General features: G+C 61.3%; 12 protein-coding genes and 2 pseudogenes. 11 read left to right on the top strand and 3 right to left on the bottom strand.

Features of this window, described 5'->3' with window-relative positions; translation table 11 throughout:
* Positions 1-10 precede the first annotated feature (10 nt).
* The 6 genes from katG (at position 11) to BX592_RS22005 (ending at position 8,209) form a co-directional block, all read left to right on the top strand.
* Complete coding sequence (gene katG / locus BX592_RS22030; protein ID WP_134194493.1) at positions 11-2,194, top strand: catalase/peroxidase HPI; 2,184 nt, start codon at positions 11-13, stop codon at positions 2,192-2,194.
* Positions 2,195-2,378: 184 nt separating this feature from the next.
* The gene (locus BX592_RS22025) at positions 2,379-3,035 is read left to right on the top strand and encodes a DsbA family oxidoreductase (protein ID WP_134194491.1); all 657 of its coding nucleotides are present in this window, start codon (positions 2,379-2,381) and stop codon (positions 3,033-3,035) included.
* 367 nt (positions 3,036-3,402) lie between these two features.
* Positions 3,403-4,272 (top strand): DMT family transporter, encoded by an 870-nt coding sequence (locus BX592_RS22020; protein WP_134194489.1) that lies wholly within the window; start codon positions 3,403-3,405, stop codon positions 4,270-4,272.
* A 1,086-nt stretch (positions 4,273-5,358) separates the two neighbouring features.
* The gene (locus BX592_RS22015) at positions 5,359-6,441 is read left to right on the top strand and encodes a sugar ABC transporter substrate-binding protein (RefSeq protein ID WP_134194487.1); all 1,083 of its coding nucleotides are present in this window, start codon (positions 5,359-5,361) and stop codon (positions 6,439-6,441) included.
* 62 nt (positions 6,442-6,503) lie between these two features.
* A complete protein-coding gene (locus tag BX592_RS22010) occupies positions 6,504-7,439 on the top strand; it encodes an ABC transporter permease (RefSeq protein WP_243849663.1) in 936 nt (311 codons plus the stop codon).
* Positions 7,439-8,209 carry an ATP-binding cassette domain-containing protein gene (locus BX592_RS22005; protein ID WP_134194740.1) on the top strand — a complete coding sequence of 257 codons (771 nt, stop codon included), beginning with the start codon at positions 7,439-7,441 and terminating at the stop codon, positions 8,207-8,209. The genes BX592_RS22010 and BX592_RS22005 overlap by 1 nt, the downstream gene beginning before the upstream one ends.
* Positions 8,210-8,429: 220 nt before the next feature.
* Here BX592_RS22005 and BX592_RS22000 read toward each other — a convergent pair whose 3' ends face one another.
* Positions 8,430-8,633, bottom strand: a complete 204-nt coding sequence (locus BX592_RS22000; protein ID WP_134194483.1) for a hypothetical protein — start codon at positions 8,631-8,633, stop codon at positions 8,430-8,432.
* A 154-nt stretch (positions 8,634-8,787) separates the two neighbouring features.
* On the opposite strand from BX592_RS22000, the gene BX592_RS21995 reads away from it, so the two are divergent.
* Positions 8,788-9,177 (top strand): hypothetical protein, encoded by a 390-nt coding sequence (locus BX592_RS21995; RefSeq protein WP_134194481.1) that lies wholly within the window; start codon positions 8,788-8,790, stop codon positions 9,175-9,177.
* 45 nt (positions 9,178-9,222) lie between these two features.
* Here the strand turns inward: BX592_RS21995 and BX592_RS21990 are convergent, their stop codons facing one another.
* A complete protein-coding gene (locus BX592_RS21990; RefSeq protein ID WP_134194479.1) occupies positions 9,223-10,371 on the bottom strand; it encodes a peptidyl-alpha-hydroxyglycine alpha-amidating lyase family protein in 1,149 nt (382 codons plus the stop codon).
* A 129-nt stretch (positions 10,372-10,500) separates the two neighbouring features.
* Positions 10,501-12,060: a carbohydrate porin gene (locus BX592_RS21985; protein WP_243849662.1), complete on the bottom strand. Its 1,560-nt coding sequence runs from the start codon at positions 12,058-12,060 to the stop codon at positions 10,501-10,503.
* Positions 12,061-12,782: 722 nt separating this feature from the next.
* On the opposite strand from BX592_RS21985, the gene BX592_RS33935 reads away from it, so the two are divergent.
* The 4 genes and pseudogenes from BX592_RS33935 to BX592_RS21975 form a co-directional block, all read left to right on the top strand.
* Positions 12,783-12,929, top strand: a complete 147-nt coding sequence (locus BX592_RS33935) for a hypothetical protein (protein ID WP_166676420.1) — start codon at positions 12,783-12,785, stop codon at positions 12,927-12,929.
* Between the two features lie 240 nt (positions 12,930-13,169).
* Positions 13,170-14,130, top strand: a pseudogene (locus tag BX592_RS35250) (ABC transporter permease subunit); the annotation flags it as partial.
* A 98-nt stretch (positions 14,131-14,228) separates the two neighbouring features.
* Positions 14,229-14,924 (top strand): annotated as a pseudogene (locus tag BX592_RS35245) (ABC transporter permease subunit); the annotation flags it as partial.
* 10 nt (positions 14,925-14,934) lie between these two features.
* Positions 14,935-15,231 (top strand): ATP-binding cassette domain-containing protein (locus tag BX592_RS21975; RefSeq protein WP_134194475.1); only part of this gene is annotated, 297 nt, incomplete at its 3' end.

Here is a 15,231-nt window from a genome sequence, read left to right as displayed (position 1 = left end):
GAGCATACGCATGTCAACTGAAGCAAAATGCCCGGTCCTGCATTCGAGCGGCATGTCGAACCGGGACTGGTGGCCTGATCAGCTGAACCTCAGGATCCTGAATCAGGGTTCGCCGCTTACGGACCCGATGGACAAGGACTTCAACTACGCGAAGGAATTCAACAGCCTTGATCTCGCCGCGGTAAAGAAAGATCTGCTGGCGTTAATGACCGACTCGCAGGCGTGGTGGCCGGCGGACTTCGGCCACTACGGGCCTTTCTTTATTCGCATGGCGTGGCACAGCGCGGGCACCTATCGCGTCGGCGATGGACGTGGCGGCGCCGGTTCCGGCCAGCAGCGCTTCGCGCCGCTCAACAGCTGGCCCGACAACGTGAGTCTCGACAAGGCACGCAGGCTGATCTGGCCGATCAAGCAGAAGTACGGCAAGAAGCTTTCGTGGGCCGATCTGATCATTCTCACGGGCAACGTCGCGCTGGAATCGATGGGCTTCAAGACGTTCGGTTTCGGCGGTGGGCGCGAAGACGTCTACGAACCGCAGGAAGACGTGAACTGGGGCCCGGAATCCGTATGGCTCGAAGACAGGCGCTATACGGGCGATCGCGCGCTGAACAATCCGCTCGCGGCGGTGCAGATGGGGCTGATCTACGTCAATCCTGAAGGCCCGAACGGCACACCCGATCCGCTCGCGGCCGCGCGCGATATTCGCGAGACCTTCGGCCGCATGGCGATGGACGACGCGGAAACGGTCGCGTTGATCGCGGGCGGCCACACGTTCGGCAAGACGCATGGCGCCGGTCCCGCGTCCCATGTCGGGCCTGTGCCGGAAGCAGCGAGCCTCGAGGAACAGGGGCTGGGCTGGAAGAGCAGCTATGGCACCGGCATGGGCAACGACACAATCGGCAGCGGCCTCGAAGTGATCTGGACTACGACGCCGACGCAATGGGGCATCGGCTTCTTCAAGAACCTGTTCAGCTATGAATGGGAACTGACGAAGAGCCCGGCCGGCGCGCATCAATGGACGCCAAAGGGCGGCGCGGGCGCCGATACGGTGCCGGACCCGCACGACCCGTCCAAACGTCGCTCGCCGTCGATGCTGACGACTGACCTGTCGCTGCGGCTCGATCCCGCATACGAAAAGATCTCAAGGCGCTTCTACGAGCATCCGGATGAATTCGCGGACGCGTTCGCGCGCGCGTGGTTCAAGCTCACGCACCGCGACATGGGCCCTCGGGCACGCTATCTCGGCCCGGAAGTGCCGAAGGAAGAGCTGATCTGGCAAGACCCGATTCCGGCGCTCGATCACAAACTGATCGATGATAAGGACATCGCGGCGTTGAAAGGCAAGGTGCTCGCGTCTGGCTTGACCGTTTCGCAGCTGGTGTCGACCGCGTGGGCGGCCGCCTCGAGCTTCCGCGGTTCCGACAAGCGCGGCGGCGCGAACGGTGCGCGCGTTCGTCTCGCGCCGCAGAAGGATTGGGAAGTCAATCAGCCTGCCCAGTTGTCCAAGGTGCTGCGCACGCTGGAAGGTATTCAGCGCGACTTCAACAGTGCGCAGTCCGGCGGCAAGAAGGTGTCCCTTGCTGACCTGATCGTGCTGGCCGGCTGCGCGGGTGTCGAACAGGCCGCGAAGAATGGCGGGCATACGGTGACGGTTCCGTTCAAGCCTGGCCGCATGGACGCGTCGCAGGAACAGACCGACGTGGTGTCGGTCGGCATGCTCGAGCCTAAAGCGGACGGTTTTCGCAATTACGTGAACGGCAAGCAGCCGATGTCGGACGAGGCGTTGCTGGTCGACAAGGCGCAATTGCTGACGTTGACCGCACCGCAGATGACGGTGCTGCTCGGCGGCATGCGTGTGTTGAACACCAACTTCGACCGCTCGAAGCATGGTGTGCTGACAAAACGTCCTGAAGCGCTGACCAACGACTTCTTCGTGAACCTGCTCGACATGGGCACCGTGTGGAAGCCGGTATCGGATGCCCAGCAGGTGTTCGAAGGCCGCGATCGCGCCACCGGTGCGCTCAAGTGGACCGGCACGCGTGTCGACCTGGTGTTCGGTTCGAACTCGCAGTTGCGTGCGCTCGCGGAAGTGTATGGCAGCTCGGATGCGGGCGAGAAGTTTGTGCGTGACTTCGTCGCGTGCTGGGACAAGGTGATGAATCTCGATCGCTTCGACTTGCCCGAGCGTGCATAAGCCGCGTTAAACAGACGTCACCGATGTTGAGAGAACGGGCAACGGCCGGTCGCAAGACCGGCCGTTTGTTTATCACGACGAGTTGGGGTTCAGCAAACGTTGCGAAATCGCGCTAACCTGTTCGCGTTCGCCGCCTTGTATGACCGGGCGATCCTGGCGAAAGCTCTTCCCGAACAGGAACACGATGACCCCGCTAAAAATCGACTTTATCTCCGACATTGCGTGCCCATGGTGCGCGGTCGGCCTGTCTTCATTGCAACTCGCGCTGTCCCGGCTCGGTGATGAGGTTGACCCCGAATGGGTGATGCATGCGTTCGAGCTGAATCCGCAAATGGGCCCGGAAGGGCAGAACATCATCGAATACATCGGCAAGAAATATGGCCGTACGCCTGAGCAGATCGCACAAACGCAGGCGATGCTTCGCGAGCGTGGCGCGGACGTCGGCTTTGCATTTGGTGAACGCAAGTTTGTCTACAACACGTTCGATGCGCACCGGCTGCTGCAATGGGCGCAGCCCAAAGACAGGCAGTTGCCGCTGCAGATGGCGCTGATGCAGGCTTACCATGGCGACGGCAAAGATGTGAGCGACCATCGTGTGCTGATCGAGGCCGCGCAATCGGTCGGACTGGATGCACAGGAGGCCCGCGAGATCCTCGAAGGAAGTGACTTCGCGGATGCCGTTCGCGCGGACGAGCAGGAAACGCAGGCGATGGGCATCCACTCGGTTCCGGCGATTATCTTCAACCATCGCTACCTGGTAACCGGCGGACAACCCGCAGAAGCCTTCGAGCAGGCGATCCGGCAGATTCTTGCTCAGCAAAAAGAGGGTGCGCCGCAGTAACGCGCTTCGTATATGCCGGATTGACGCGGTAGGCACGTCATGTCAGAGTGACGGCCAATGCCGCTCCGGCATTTCATCTTGAACAGTGATGCTCAACGCCACGCACATGTCGATCGAAACACCCGCAGCCGTGCCGGCTGCCGGTCGTGCGTGCGCGCTCATTTTGCAGCTCGCCCCTCCGCTGGCGCCGCCGCTCCGAATGACCGGCGGTGCTGCGTCTACTGCTTGCCCTCCGCCGCCGGTTGCATTCGCGCAGGACTAATTCGGTCCATCCGGCGGTTTCCGCGTTTCACTTTCGAACGTCGAATATCGGGTGCTTTTGCATCCGCGCGGAAGCCTGTTCGTTTCTTCGACAGGTACTCAAATCATGTCCTTATCTGCAAGGGGCTGGGCTTCGCACAGCTCGACCACGCTTTTCGTGCTGCTCTGGAGTAGCGGCGCGATCTTTACGTCGCTGGGACTCGCTCACGCGTCGGCTGTCGCGTTTCTCGTGATGCGCTTTGCGCTCGCGTTGTGCGTGCTGCTCATCATCGGAGCACGGCGTCGGCAATGGCTGCCGGCGCGCGGCACACGGGTTCAGGTGTGCGCGGCCGGCGCGTTGATGGTCGGTGGCTACTCGATCAACTACTTCATGGCGCTCGCGCATGGCGTGAACCCGGGCGTAATGGGCGTCATACTCGGCGCGCAGCCGATCCTGACGCTGCTGTTGCTGGAACGGCGCTTTTCGATGCGCCGACTGCTCGGACTCGTGGCTGCGCTGTCCGGTCTCGTGCTGGTGCTCTATGGAAGCTTCACCGATACGAGCATCGCGAATGCAGGCTCCGCGTTCGCACTAGGTGCGCTGCTTTGCATTACGTTCGGCGCGATTCTGCAAAAGCGCATACACCAGACGCCGGCTGATGTGCTGCCGCTGCAATATGGCATTGCACTGCTGATGTGCGTCGCCTTCATCGCGTTTGAGCCATGGTCGTTCGAATGGAACGTGCGCTTTCTCGTGCCGCTGCTGTGGCTCGCCGTTGTGATTTCAGTCGTCGCGCAACTGCTGCTGTACAGGCTGATCCGGCATCGCAACCTCGTCAACATGACCAGCCTGTTCTATCTGGTGCCTGTCGTGACCGCGCTGATGGACTACGCGTTTCTCGGTCATGCGCTGACGTGGCCGGGCCTCGCCGGAATGGCGGCGATCGTCGCCGGGCTCGTCGCGGTCTTCACGGTTCGCGCGGCACAGCCCGCATGATGCGGCGGCGCTGATCGATGCAGCACCGCTTCGCGTGCAGTCTGCTCCGTGCGGGCTGCACGCGCATCGCGTCGAATACCGTGCATGCGCGCGATGTAGTTGAATAGAATCTCGTGCATTGATGAATGCGCGCTGGATTTTCGAACAGGACGTGCCTATAACTTGAAGAAAAGAACGAACTGCCTTTCCGAATACGACTTCAATATCGGCTCTTTGGCACGTGCATCAATAACAGAAAGCAGATTACTTTTTGCGCACGTACCGTCTTTCATCACGCTTTCGCGCTCCGTCGTGTGGAGCGTATTTCGAGCCTCGCCGTGCCGGCTCCCTTTCCTGCAATCGGCAAGCAGTAGCTAAGTCGATACGAACGGCTTTCAGTATCTGTTTTTCCCACTCACGCGATTCGCTTTGCCATCCTTATCGAATGGCTGCGTATTGCATTTCGAATGCGGGTGAACACAATGAAAGTTTCTATTGCTTCTGTGTTGGCAGTCACCACGCTGTCGGCCATTTCCGGTGTTGCGTATTCGCAGACATCGCAGTCGCCGGCAAGTGCGGACCCACAAATGTCGCAAGGCTCAACGATGGCCCAACCGGCCGCGATGCAACAGCCGTCGATGGAGCGCTACGACTACGACGCGACCGGCCCTCAGCCCGGTGGATCGAGCGGTTCCGGACGGGCGAGGAATGGAGCGCGCTGCACAGTCGGCTTGTCTTGCGATATCTACCAAGGGGGGTAGACAAGCGTCGGTAGACACGCAAGCCAGTTCGCTCTGTTGGTTCGTGATGCTGATTGCGTGTCAGCCGCGTGTCAACCGCGTGTCAGCGCCGAAGCCTCGGGTAGCGTGCGCCGTTCGAGCGTGGATAGTGGAAACCCGATGCGCTCCGGCTGCATCCCAATAGTCGGACTACTTTAGGGTATACATTGATTAATTGGCCTAAGTCGGTGATATAGGATTTTCCGCAGTTGTCAGGAGCACACGCATGCACGTGGTTTGTAAGGTGTATTGATGTCCGGCTCCGGCGCTTTCCTGGCCTGCGCCGTCATGCACAGCAAGCTTAATAACTAAGAGACTGGAGGATGACATGGCCGGAAAGCCGGAGCGCGATGGGGAAGATGTGCAGGAAATGCGTCGTGGATTGCTGCAAGGCGCCGGATTGGGCGCCGCACTGGCGCTGCTAGGCGGAGCAATCACGCCGGCACAGGCTGCGGAAGCCGCGCCGTTCCCGAGTCACAAACGCTGGAAAATCGTCTTCGTCAATCACGTCACGACGAACCCGTTCTTCGTGCCGACCCAATACGGCATTCAGGACTCCACCGCGTTGCTCGGCATGGACTACCAGTGGACCGGTTCAGCCAACGCCGATATTGCGGAGATGGTCAACGCGGTGAATGCCGCCGTGGCAGCAAAAGCCGATGCGATCGCGGTGCCGATCGTCGATCCCAAAGCATTCAACAAGCCGATCCAGTCGGCGCTCGACGCGGGCATTCCGGTGTTCGCTTATAACGCCGACGCGCCGCAAGGCTCGGGCAATCCGCGCCTGTCGTATATCGGCCAGGATCTGTATCTGTCCGGCTATCAGATGGGCGAGCGCATTGTGAGCCTGATCGATAGCGGTCTGGTCGCGCTCTTTATCGCAACACCGGGGCAGCTGAATATCCAGCCGCGGCTCGATGGCGCGACGGCGGCGATCAAGAAGTCGGGCAAGAAGATCGACATCCAGACCATAGCGACGGGTGCGACGGTTAACGAAGAACTGTCGAAGATCAAGGCGTTCTACCTGGGTCATCAGGACCTCAAAGGCATGTTTGCAGTCGATGCGGGCAGCACGCAAGGCGTCGCGGAGGTGATGAAGGAGAACAACCTGCCTTCGAAAGGCGTGCATGGCGGCGGCTTCGACCTGCTGCCGCGCACGGTTCAGCTGATCAAGGACGGCTACCTCGACTTCACGATCGACCAGCAGCCGTACGTGCAGGGCTTCTACACGGTGATCCAGGCGTTTATCTACCTCGCGTCCGGCGGCCTTGTCGGCCCGGCCGATGTGAACACTGGCCTCAAGTTCGTCACGAAGGACAACGTCGAACCGTACCTGACGACGTCGACGCGTTTCGAAGGCAAGAGCCAGAAGCCGCAAATTGTCCCGCGCACCGGAGCGATTAAAAGTTGACGTCTTCAGCGGTGGATCAGCAAAAAACCGACGCACGGCCGCGACGTAGGTCGCGGTCGCTGTTGCGTTCGAGTGAGATTCGCATTCTCGTGGTCGCGCTGCTGCTAAGCGCGTACTTCCAGATTGTGAATCACGACTTTCTGCTGTCGAACGCGAGTCTGCAGAACCTGTCGCAGTTCATCGCGCCGGTCGCGATCATCGCGTTCGGCGAAATCATGCTGATGATCGGCGGAGAAATCGATCTGTCGGCCGGGATGGTCTTCGCGCTTGCGCCGTTCGTCATGCATTTCGCAATCGAAGCGGGCTTTCCGGTCTGGCTTGCGATATTGGCGGGCCTCGCCGCGGCGGCGGTGGTCGGGTTTATAAACGGCGCCGTGACGGTTTACCTGCGGATTCCATCGTTCGTCACGACGCTCGGCACGCTGTTCTTCGTAAACGGCTTCACGCTGACGATTTCACAGGGCACGCCGGTTCCCGCACCTGAAAACACGCTTCTCGCGAATTTGATGGGCGCATGGGGGTATAGCGAAATCATCTGGGCGGTCGTGATCGCCGCCTTCATGCATGTGGTGTTGCGGCACACGCGCTGGGGCTTGCATACGGTCGCGTCGGGCGCGAATCCGCTGGGTTCGAGCGAAGCGGGTATCCGTATTCATCGGCTGAAGCTCGGCAACTTCATGATCGCGGCGGTGCTCGCCGGGCTGACCGGTATTCTCGAAGGCTTCCGCATTGCGTCGATCGATCCGCAAGCGGGTGGCAATCAGATCATGTTTCTCGCGGTCGCCGCGGGGGTGATCGGCGGCACTCCGCTCGCGGGCGGCTCGGGTACGATTATCGGCGGGCTGATCGGGGCGGCGGTGCTCGGCATCCTGAGCGACGGGTTCACGCTGATCGGCATCAACGCGTTCACGTTCAATATGATTCTCGGCGCTTCGATTCTCGCGGCGATGATCTTCAATATTCACGTCGTCCGGCTGGCGCGCAAGGGAGATCGATGATGTCCGACGTGCCGGTAGAAGCACTGCGCGGCGAAGAGATCGTCAAGCGGTTCGGGGCGGTCACCGCACTCGATGGTGTGTCGCTGACGCTCAGAAAAGGCGAGATTCTCGGCATCCTTGGCGATAACGGCGCGGGCAAGTCGACGCTGATCAAGATACTCACCGGGTTTCATCAGCAGACCAGCGGCAAGCTGTTTCTCAACGGCGAGGAAACGCTGCTGCGCTCGGTCGACCATGCGCGCCTGCTTGGCATCGAGTGCGTGTATCAGGATCTCGCGCTCGCGAACTCGCTGAGCATCTACCACAACATGTTTCTGAATCGCGAGATCATCCATCGCGGTCCGATTCCACTGTTGAACAATCGCGCAATGCGTAGCCGTGCGGCAGAGTTTCTCGAAGAAATCGGCGTGCACGTGCCCTCGGTGGACCTACCGGTCGAGCAGCTTTCCGGCGGCCAGCGCCAGGCCATTGCGGTTGCGCGCGCGGTGCATTCGAATGCGAAGATCCTGCTGCTCGACGAACCACTCGCCGCGATGGGCGCGCGCGAAGCCGGCTTGATCATCGACCTGATCATGCGCCTGAAGGCTAAAGGCGATCTGTCGATCATCATGATCATGCATAACTATGCACAGACCCTTGATATCGCGGACCGTGTGATGTTGATGCAGCGTGGCCGCGTCACCTATCAACGCGAGGCCGCGAGCACGTCGGTCGCCGAGTTGATGGACATCGTGCGGCGCGAATACCGCGCGATGCGAACTGCGTCCTGAACTCGCGCAAGCGTTAGATCCCCGCTTTTTTCAGCTGAATTTCGGCTAAACCGCACGGCCTTGCGAATTTTTTTCGAGGCCGCGGCGGGGGTTGTTTTGCGAACACGTCGGCTATCATGAATGAATCGATTGCAATGGCGTAGTCCGCAGGTTCAGATATGACGAAAGTAGGAAAGACGCTCATCGCAGTACTGGTTGCAGCCGATTTGGGGTTCGTTTTTTACATCATGTCCCCACAAGGCGACCATTCATCGGGAAAAAGCGACCAGACTGTAGAGGAGTCGGTAAAAACGGCGGCGCTCGAGCGCGCTGCAACCGGTGACGGCGGCAGCGGCACACAAGTCGCGGCGGGCACGATCTCGAACGTACCGCCCGCGTCGTCGACGGTACCTTCGGCGACCGATACGAGCCGTACCGTTGCCATGGCATCACCGTCGCCTGCACCGCTAGCACCACCGCCGCGGCCGGTTGCGGTACCCAATGTGCTGAACGGAAACGCTCGCGCAGTGGCGAGCGCACCTTCTATCGCGGCTGCGAACACGCCCACAATGTCAGCTGCGAACACGCCTCCGAGAGAGATGCCTGCTGTGACCGTGCGGCAACAGCCGGTTAAAACAGTCGACGTGACGAATGCTCGCAAGCCGGCGGTGGAAGCCGCGGCGCGTCAGCCGTCGCGCAGCGCATATGCTTCGAACCCGGCGCGCTCAAGCGATGCACACCCGGGCGGAGACAATGCGGTGGCCGCCGCGATGACAGAGGCGCTCGTCAGGCAGTCGGCGAAGCTCGATCCATCGCTGCCGCCGCCCGATATGTCGAAGACGGTATCGCTGAACGACAGTCCAGACCCATCGAACCGAGGTGGCGCGAATCCGGTTGCAGCGGCGATGACGGAGCAACTGGTCAGGGAATCCACCCGTTTCAACTCGCCCGTTCACAAGCCGGCAACTGCACAACCAGGTGCTCAATAAGCGCAAGCGCGGTGGCGCGCTTCGGGACGACTCGCGTGTCGCGTATCACGCATGCAAAACCAGCTTCTGCACGCGCCAGTTCAAAAGCTCCGCAACGAAGAGCACATTTTCCGACGGACAAGCCATTTCGTGAATCCAGCCGAATTGCTTGAGCTGCTTGCCTGACTCACCGAGCACGCCGAGCAGCTGGCCGTCGAGCGTCAGTTTGTAGATGCGTCCGGGGAAAGCATCGGCGCTGTAAAGCACCGGGTTCGGGCCCGGCGAAATGCAGATGGCCCACGGCGAGCCCGGCGCAAAAGTGCCGGCCGCGATTTCCGCTTCGCTCGGGATATTGCCGATCGCCGGACGCGCGCCGGACGGCACGGGCACGTCGATCGTGAACTGACGCTGAAAGTTGCCATCTGTGTCAAACACCTGGATGCGCCGGTTGCTGCGGTCCGCGACGTACACATGGTTGTTCGCGTCGACCGCGATACTGTGCGGCGTATGAAACTGGCCCGGCCCGGTGCCGCGTTCTCCCCACGATTTAAGCCACGTGCCGTTGCTGTCCACCTTCGCGACGCGCGAGTTGATATAGCCGTCGCTGATGTACGTATTGCCCGACGCGTCCCACGCGGCATCCGTCACCTGGCGGAAACGTCCGGGTTCGGCGGGCAGCGGCGGATTCGGATGTTTGAGCGGCGCGGTCTCTTCGTCCGATGCTTCCTGCTTGCGCCCGAACACCATCGCGACGCGTCCTTCGGGCGTGAATTTGATGATCATGTCCGAGCCCTTGTCGGTGACCCAGATGTTGTCGTGCCGATCGATCTTGACTGTGTGTGCAAACGACCACGCATACAGGTTGTGACCGATCTCGCGCACGAATTTGCCGTTGGGCGCAAATTCGAGCAGTTGCGCGGCGGCCGCACCATACGCGGGGCCAGTCGAGTTACCGCGCGAAAGCACGAAAATATGGCCATGCGAATTGACCGCGACACCGGAGCATTCGCCGAAATAGATGTTATCCGGCAGCGTGACGGGATTTGGGATCGAATCGTATTGAATCGATGGGACCGACGTTTGCGCATTCGCGAAGCCCGGTGCAGCCGCGAGCGCAGCAGCGGCACTGAGAAATTGCCGACGCGTGAAACCCGCCTGGCCGCGTTGCGAAGGATCGGTGCAACATGGGCAGAACCATCTGCGTTGCGTGCTCATCGAGCGTCCCCTCGTCATGGAATGACCGCCCGATCGTTGCAACTTTCGGATTGCTGGTCAATCCTGTTAAACGAGGTTTAGCGCGTTTTTATGCCGCATAACGTCATTCATGCCGATACTTGTCGCGCGCTAGAAGGTGAGCGTCGTCCTCACGCCGATCACAAACGCATTGCCGATCCGTTCAGCTGGATTGTCCGGATTCGGTATCCCGCCCGACGGCCGGAAGAAATACTGCGCGTCGCCTTGCAACTGCCACCATGGCGCGATCTGATACTGATACGTCGCTTCGATCACCGTCTCCGCGGTGCGCGACGGAAATCCGGGCACCGTCTGCGCGGTCGTGCTCGCGAGGTCACGTGCATGTGAGCCGATACGCGCATAGCCGACCGCGATGCCTGCGACATCGTTGTCGCGTCCTCTGAACGGCGCCGTGAGCGTGACACCGGCATTGGCGCCGAAATCGACGAGATTCCGGTCGCCCGGTCCGCCCATCAGTCGTGCGAATACACCGACCGATCGTGGTCCGCCGTTGCTGTCGCGCCAGACCATCTGGTCCGCGACGGCGTAGACGCTCCAGTTGCCGTGGTGGCTCTGCGGTATGCCGCTGCTGTCGGGACTCGCCAGCGATACACCATTGCTCGCGAACCCCTGGTCGTCGAACGATTGCGTGTCGTACCAGAAGCCAAGCTTCCAGGTCCCCGGCAGGCCCGCATTTTGCGCATCGGACGCATTGGCCGGCGGCGGATTGAACGCATACTGGATCTCACCGATGATCAGCGCACCATCGCGCAAACTGAAGTTCGTGCCGTGCGCATCGCGTCGTTGCGGATCGCCCGTGCCATTGCCGGCCGGATTGCTGCCGAATACGCCGGCCAGCACCGTGACCTGGTGGCCCGGCATCGCACGCACGCGCACGCCGGGCGAAGCGAGCGGATACGTTGGTCCGCCCGCGGGCAAATCGACCGATGGCAGCGCGGACCAGCCGAAAGTGGCATTGATGAATGTGCTCGCATACTCGCTCGTCATGAATTCCTGATCGACGCTTTGTTCGCCAACCTTGATATCGACCCGGCCGGCCGCGAATGCCTGCTGGTACCACAATTCCCACAGACGTGTCGTCGCGTCCGCTTCGATACCGCTCGCAAACTGCAACGTTTGCAGATTGCGTGTGCTGATACTGGTGCCGTGAATCTGCAGACCCGACACATTGAAGATGCCGCCGTCGAGGCCAAACGCCTTTTGCGTGTCGACGCCCAGACTGAACTCGGTGACCCCGTCGTAAGCGCCGCCGCGCGCGGTGCCGCCGGACAGGTTGTTCAGATACTCGCTGGTTTCCTGCAGGCCGAACGTAATGCCGTACTGGCCGAGCCACGGGCGCAGCCCCCCGATATCGCCGAACAGGGTGGCGCGATTCCACAGTCCGGGCGGCGTTGCAGTTTGAGCGGATGCCTGCGTGGGCGGCTCCGTCTGTGTGTCGTTTGCCGGATGCACGTCATCGGTCTGCGCAATCGCCTGGATGCTGTAGAACGCGAATGGCAGCGCGATACCCCGTAGGCGTGCGAACCTTGATGGCGATGCGTGTGGTTTGCGTTGCTCGACCTTTTTTCGCTGCGGCCGGGCGTGCGCATCGGGCGGGCGAGCGGACCGCATCGCGTTCGCGTAGCGGATGACAATTGCGTGAACGACCATAAGTACCCCCGTGTTCAACCAGTCGCGCGACGCTGAGGACGGCCGGATTTTAGTCACGCCCGTCAAAGCACCGCAAGCAAAATTATCGTAAATGGGTTCGCTGTGCAGCGGCCCGCGAAGCGCGCGGCGCATGGCTTCGCACAGGGCGCGCAGATGAAAGCTTTGAAGGTTTACGTGGTCTGCCGGACACTGATGCACGGTTCGTGTTGACGCGGCCATGTCCGCCTTATTAGAATTCGCGAGTCTTCACAAAAGGGGCCGTCATTGGACTCCAGTAGTAGTCGATCTCCGATCAGTTTCGCTGTCTGAACGACAGGACGTCCGCGCTTCCTTTCCCAGCCGCCGTTCTGCCGTCAGGCAGGCGGTGCGCGTCTTGGCAATATCTCCGTGCACCTTATCAGTCCATCAGGACGCGTGTTTGCGCGTCCGGGTGGTGGCATTGCGAATTCGCATTCGCAATGCGGCCCGTTCGTGTCCGCTTCACGTGGGCGTCGCCCGTGCGTCGGCTGTGCGTGGCGCGTGGCGTGATCCGGCACGCTGATTCTCAACAGTAAGGATGTCGAAATGCCAGAAAGTGACTGTTATCCCATACGCCAAGCCACATTCCATTTTTGTTTGGCCGAAGCAAACCGGTAGACGTCCACCTCAGCGAAGTGGGGTGTGCGATCTCTCCGTCTGCGTGCTTCGGCATGTTGCGTCCGCTGGACGCCTGGAGAAACCTCATGAACTTCGCTCTCTTGCTGCCTCAACTGCCTGACATTCTCGCGTCGCACGACTCGTTCGTCGCGATGCCCGCGTCGCAACCGCGCGCATTTCATCGGCTGATCGCCTTCTGGCGTCGCCTGAGGGCGGGTGACCAAGCCGGATAATCGTTCGCGCGTCGCACGGCTCGACGCGCCGCCACCCAACTGCGCGGTCGACTAACGGCGGCCGCGCTGCCGGCGCGTCGTCCCCTAAAGCCGGTGCTGCAAGCGGTCTACGAAGGCCTCGCCCTACGGGCGCGCCCGGACCACACCCGGGTATCCGTTAGGCGATCGTCATGCAGCGCCTCGCGAGCGGACCCTCGGTCCGCCGCTTGCGAATAAAACAAGTGTCCGGTGACGTACACGATGAACTTCAAATTCCATACGAATCCGACGGTCCCCGCATCGGCGTTGCGCGTGCTGCCGAACCGCTGGGACTTCGTCGCTTTTCCGCTGATCTTTTGCGCGATTGCGATGGCGGCAAGCGGTCTGCACCAGACGTGGGCACCGATGTCGACGCTGCAGGAACACGCGGTGTCGCTGAGCGCGTCGAACCTGCCCGAGTACGCGCTGCGCACGACGTTGCGCATGCTCGCGGCGATGGTCGCGTCGCTGATCTTCACGCTGGTGTACGGCACGCTCGCCGCGAAGAGCCGCCGCGCCGCGCAGGTGCTGGTGCCGATTCTCGACATCCTGCAGTCGGTGCCGGTGCTCGGCTACATCTCGTTTACGGTGACGTTCTTTCTTGCGCTTTTTCCCGGCCGTGTGCTCGGTGCGGAGCTCGCGACGATCTTCGCGATCTTCACGAGCCAGGCGTGGAACATGACGTTCAGCTTCTATCAGTCGCTGCGTACGGTGCCGCGCGATCTCGTCGAAGTGTCGCGCGGCTTTCATCTGACCGGCTGGCAGCGCTTCTGGAAGCTCGAGGTGCCATTCGCAATGCCAGGCCTCGTCTGGAACATGATGATGTCGATGTCCGGTGGCTGGTTTTTCGTCGTCGCATCGGAGGCGATTACGGTCGGCAACCATACAATCGTGCTGCCCGGCATCGGTGCTTATCTCGCGCAGTCGATCGAACAAAAGAATCTGGGCGCGGTCGGATGGGCGATTCTCGCGATGACGGTCGTTATTCTCGCGTACGACCAGTTTTTGTTTCGCCCGCTCGTTGCATGGTCCGACAAGTTCCGCATGGAGACCACGCGTGCGAGCAACGCGCCGCAGTCCTGGCTGCTCGATATGATTCGCGGCACGCGGCTGATCAACCAGATGCTGGTGCCGGCAGGCGGGATGCTTGCACGCGCGGCGCGCTGGCCGTTGCGCATGCCGCCGCCGCTGCGCGCGGTTTCGAAGCCGGCCGCACCGGGCAGCGACGCGAAGCGGCTCGGCGACCTGATCTGGTCGGTGATCGTATTCGCTGCCGCGATCTATGCGGTCGTTCGCGTGGTCAGCTATGTGAGGACGGGTGTCACGCTCACCGAAGTCGGGCACGTGTTCGCACTCGGTTCGCTCACACTGTTGCGTGTGTTTCTGCTGATCGCCGTCTCTTCGCTGGTTTGGGTGCCGCTCGGCGTGCTGATCGGGCTGCGCCCGGCGCTCGCGGAAAAGATCCAGCCGGTCGCGCAGTTTCTGGCCGCGTTCCCGGCGAACCTGCTGTTCCCGGTGTTCGTGATCGTGATCGTGCGCTTCCATCTGAACCCGGATATCTGGCTGTCGCCGCTGCTGGTGCTCGGCACGCAGTGGTACATCCTGTTCAACGTGATTGCGGGCGCAAGCGCCTATCCGAACGACTATCGCGAAGCGGCCAGAAACTTCCGCATTCGCGGCTGGCAATGGTGGCGCCGGGTCATGCTGCCAGGCGTCTTTCCGTACTTCATCACCGGCGCGATCACTGCTTCGGGCGGTGCGTGGAACGCGAGCATCGTCGCCGAATACGTGCAGTGGGGCGATACGCAAATCTCCGCGCATGGACTCGGTGCGTATATCGCGCAGACCACCGCCGCCGGCGATTTTCCAAAGATTGTGCTCGGTATTGCCGTTATGTCGCTATATGTGACGCTTTTCAACCGCGCGTTGTGGCGCCCGCTCTATGCGTACGCCGAATCCCGACTCCGGCTCGACTAAAGGAGGTCCCATGCTGAATGCTGAAGTGCTATCGAATGACGCGGTTGAGTACACACCGACCCTGGGCGAAGAGGTGCTGCGTGTCGCGCAAGTGCGTCGCGGGTTCGACAAGCTGCAGGGCGAGCAGCTCGTGCTCGATGGGGTGAACCTGTCGCTGCGCGAAGGCGAAATCGTCGGGCTGCTGGGCCGTTCGGGCTCGGGCAAGTCGACGCTATTGCGCATCATCGCGGGGCTGATCGAGCCGACTGACGGCGAAGTCACGTATATGGGCAAGCCGCTCGAAGGGCCGGCCGAAGGCGTCGCGATG

The sequence above is a fragment of the Paraburkholderia rhizosphaerae genome (assembly GCF_004366595.1).
GTDB classification, from domain to species: domain Bacteria; phylum Pseudomonadota; class Gammaproteobacteria; order Burkholderiales; family Burkholderiaceae; genus Paraburkholderia; species Paraburkholderia rhizosphaerae.
This window is presented reverse-complemented; position numbering and strand designations above follow the sequence as displayed.

Excerpts from the sequence above, each read along its gene's own strand:
- BX592_RS21995 (WP_134194481.1), top strand. The coding sequence starts at position 8,788 with ATGCCTGCTGTGACCGTGCGGCAACAGCCGGTTAAAACAGTCGACGTG.
- BX592_RS33935 (WP_166676420.1), top strand. The coding sequence starts at position 12,783 with ATGAACTTCGCTCTCTTGCTGCCTCAACTGCCTGACATTCTCGCGTCG.
- katG (WP_134194493.1), top strand. The coding sequence starts at position 11 with ATGTCAACTGAAGCAAAATGCCCGGTCCTGCATTCGAGCGGCATGTCG.
- BX592_RS21985 (WP_243849662.1), bottom strand. The coding sequence starts at position 12,060 with ATGGTCGTTCACGCAATTGTCATCCGCTACGCGAACGCGATGCGGTCC.
- BX592_RS22005 (WP_134194740.1), top strand. The coding sequence starts at position 7,439 with ATGTCCGACGTGCCGGTAGAAGCACTGCGCGGCGAAGAGATCGTCAAG.
- BX592_RS22020 (WP_134194489.1), top strand. The coding sequence starts at position 3,403 with ATGTCCTTATCTGCAAGGGGCTGGGCTTCGCACAGCTCGACCACGCTT.
- BX592_RS22025 (WP_134194491.1), top strand. The coding sequence starts at position 2,379 with ATGACCCCGCTAAAAATCGACTTTATCTCCGACATTGCGTGCCCATGG.
- BX592_RS22015 (WP_134194487.1), top strand. The coding sequence starts at position 5,359 with ATGGCCGGAAAGCCGGAGCGCGATGGGGAAGATGTGCAGGAAATGCGT.
- BX592_RS22000 (WP_134194483.1), bottom strand. The coding sequence starts at position 8,633 with ATGGCAACGGTACGGCTCGTATCGGTCGCCGAAGGTACCGTCGACGAC.
- BX592_RS21990 (WP_134194479.1), bottom strand. The coding sequence starts at position 10,371 with ATGAGCACGCAACGCAGATGGTTCTGCCCATGTTGCACCGATCCTTCG.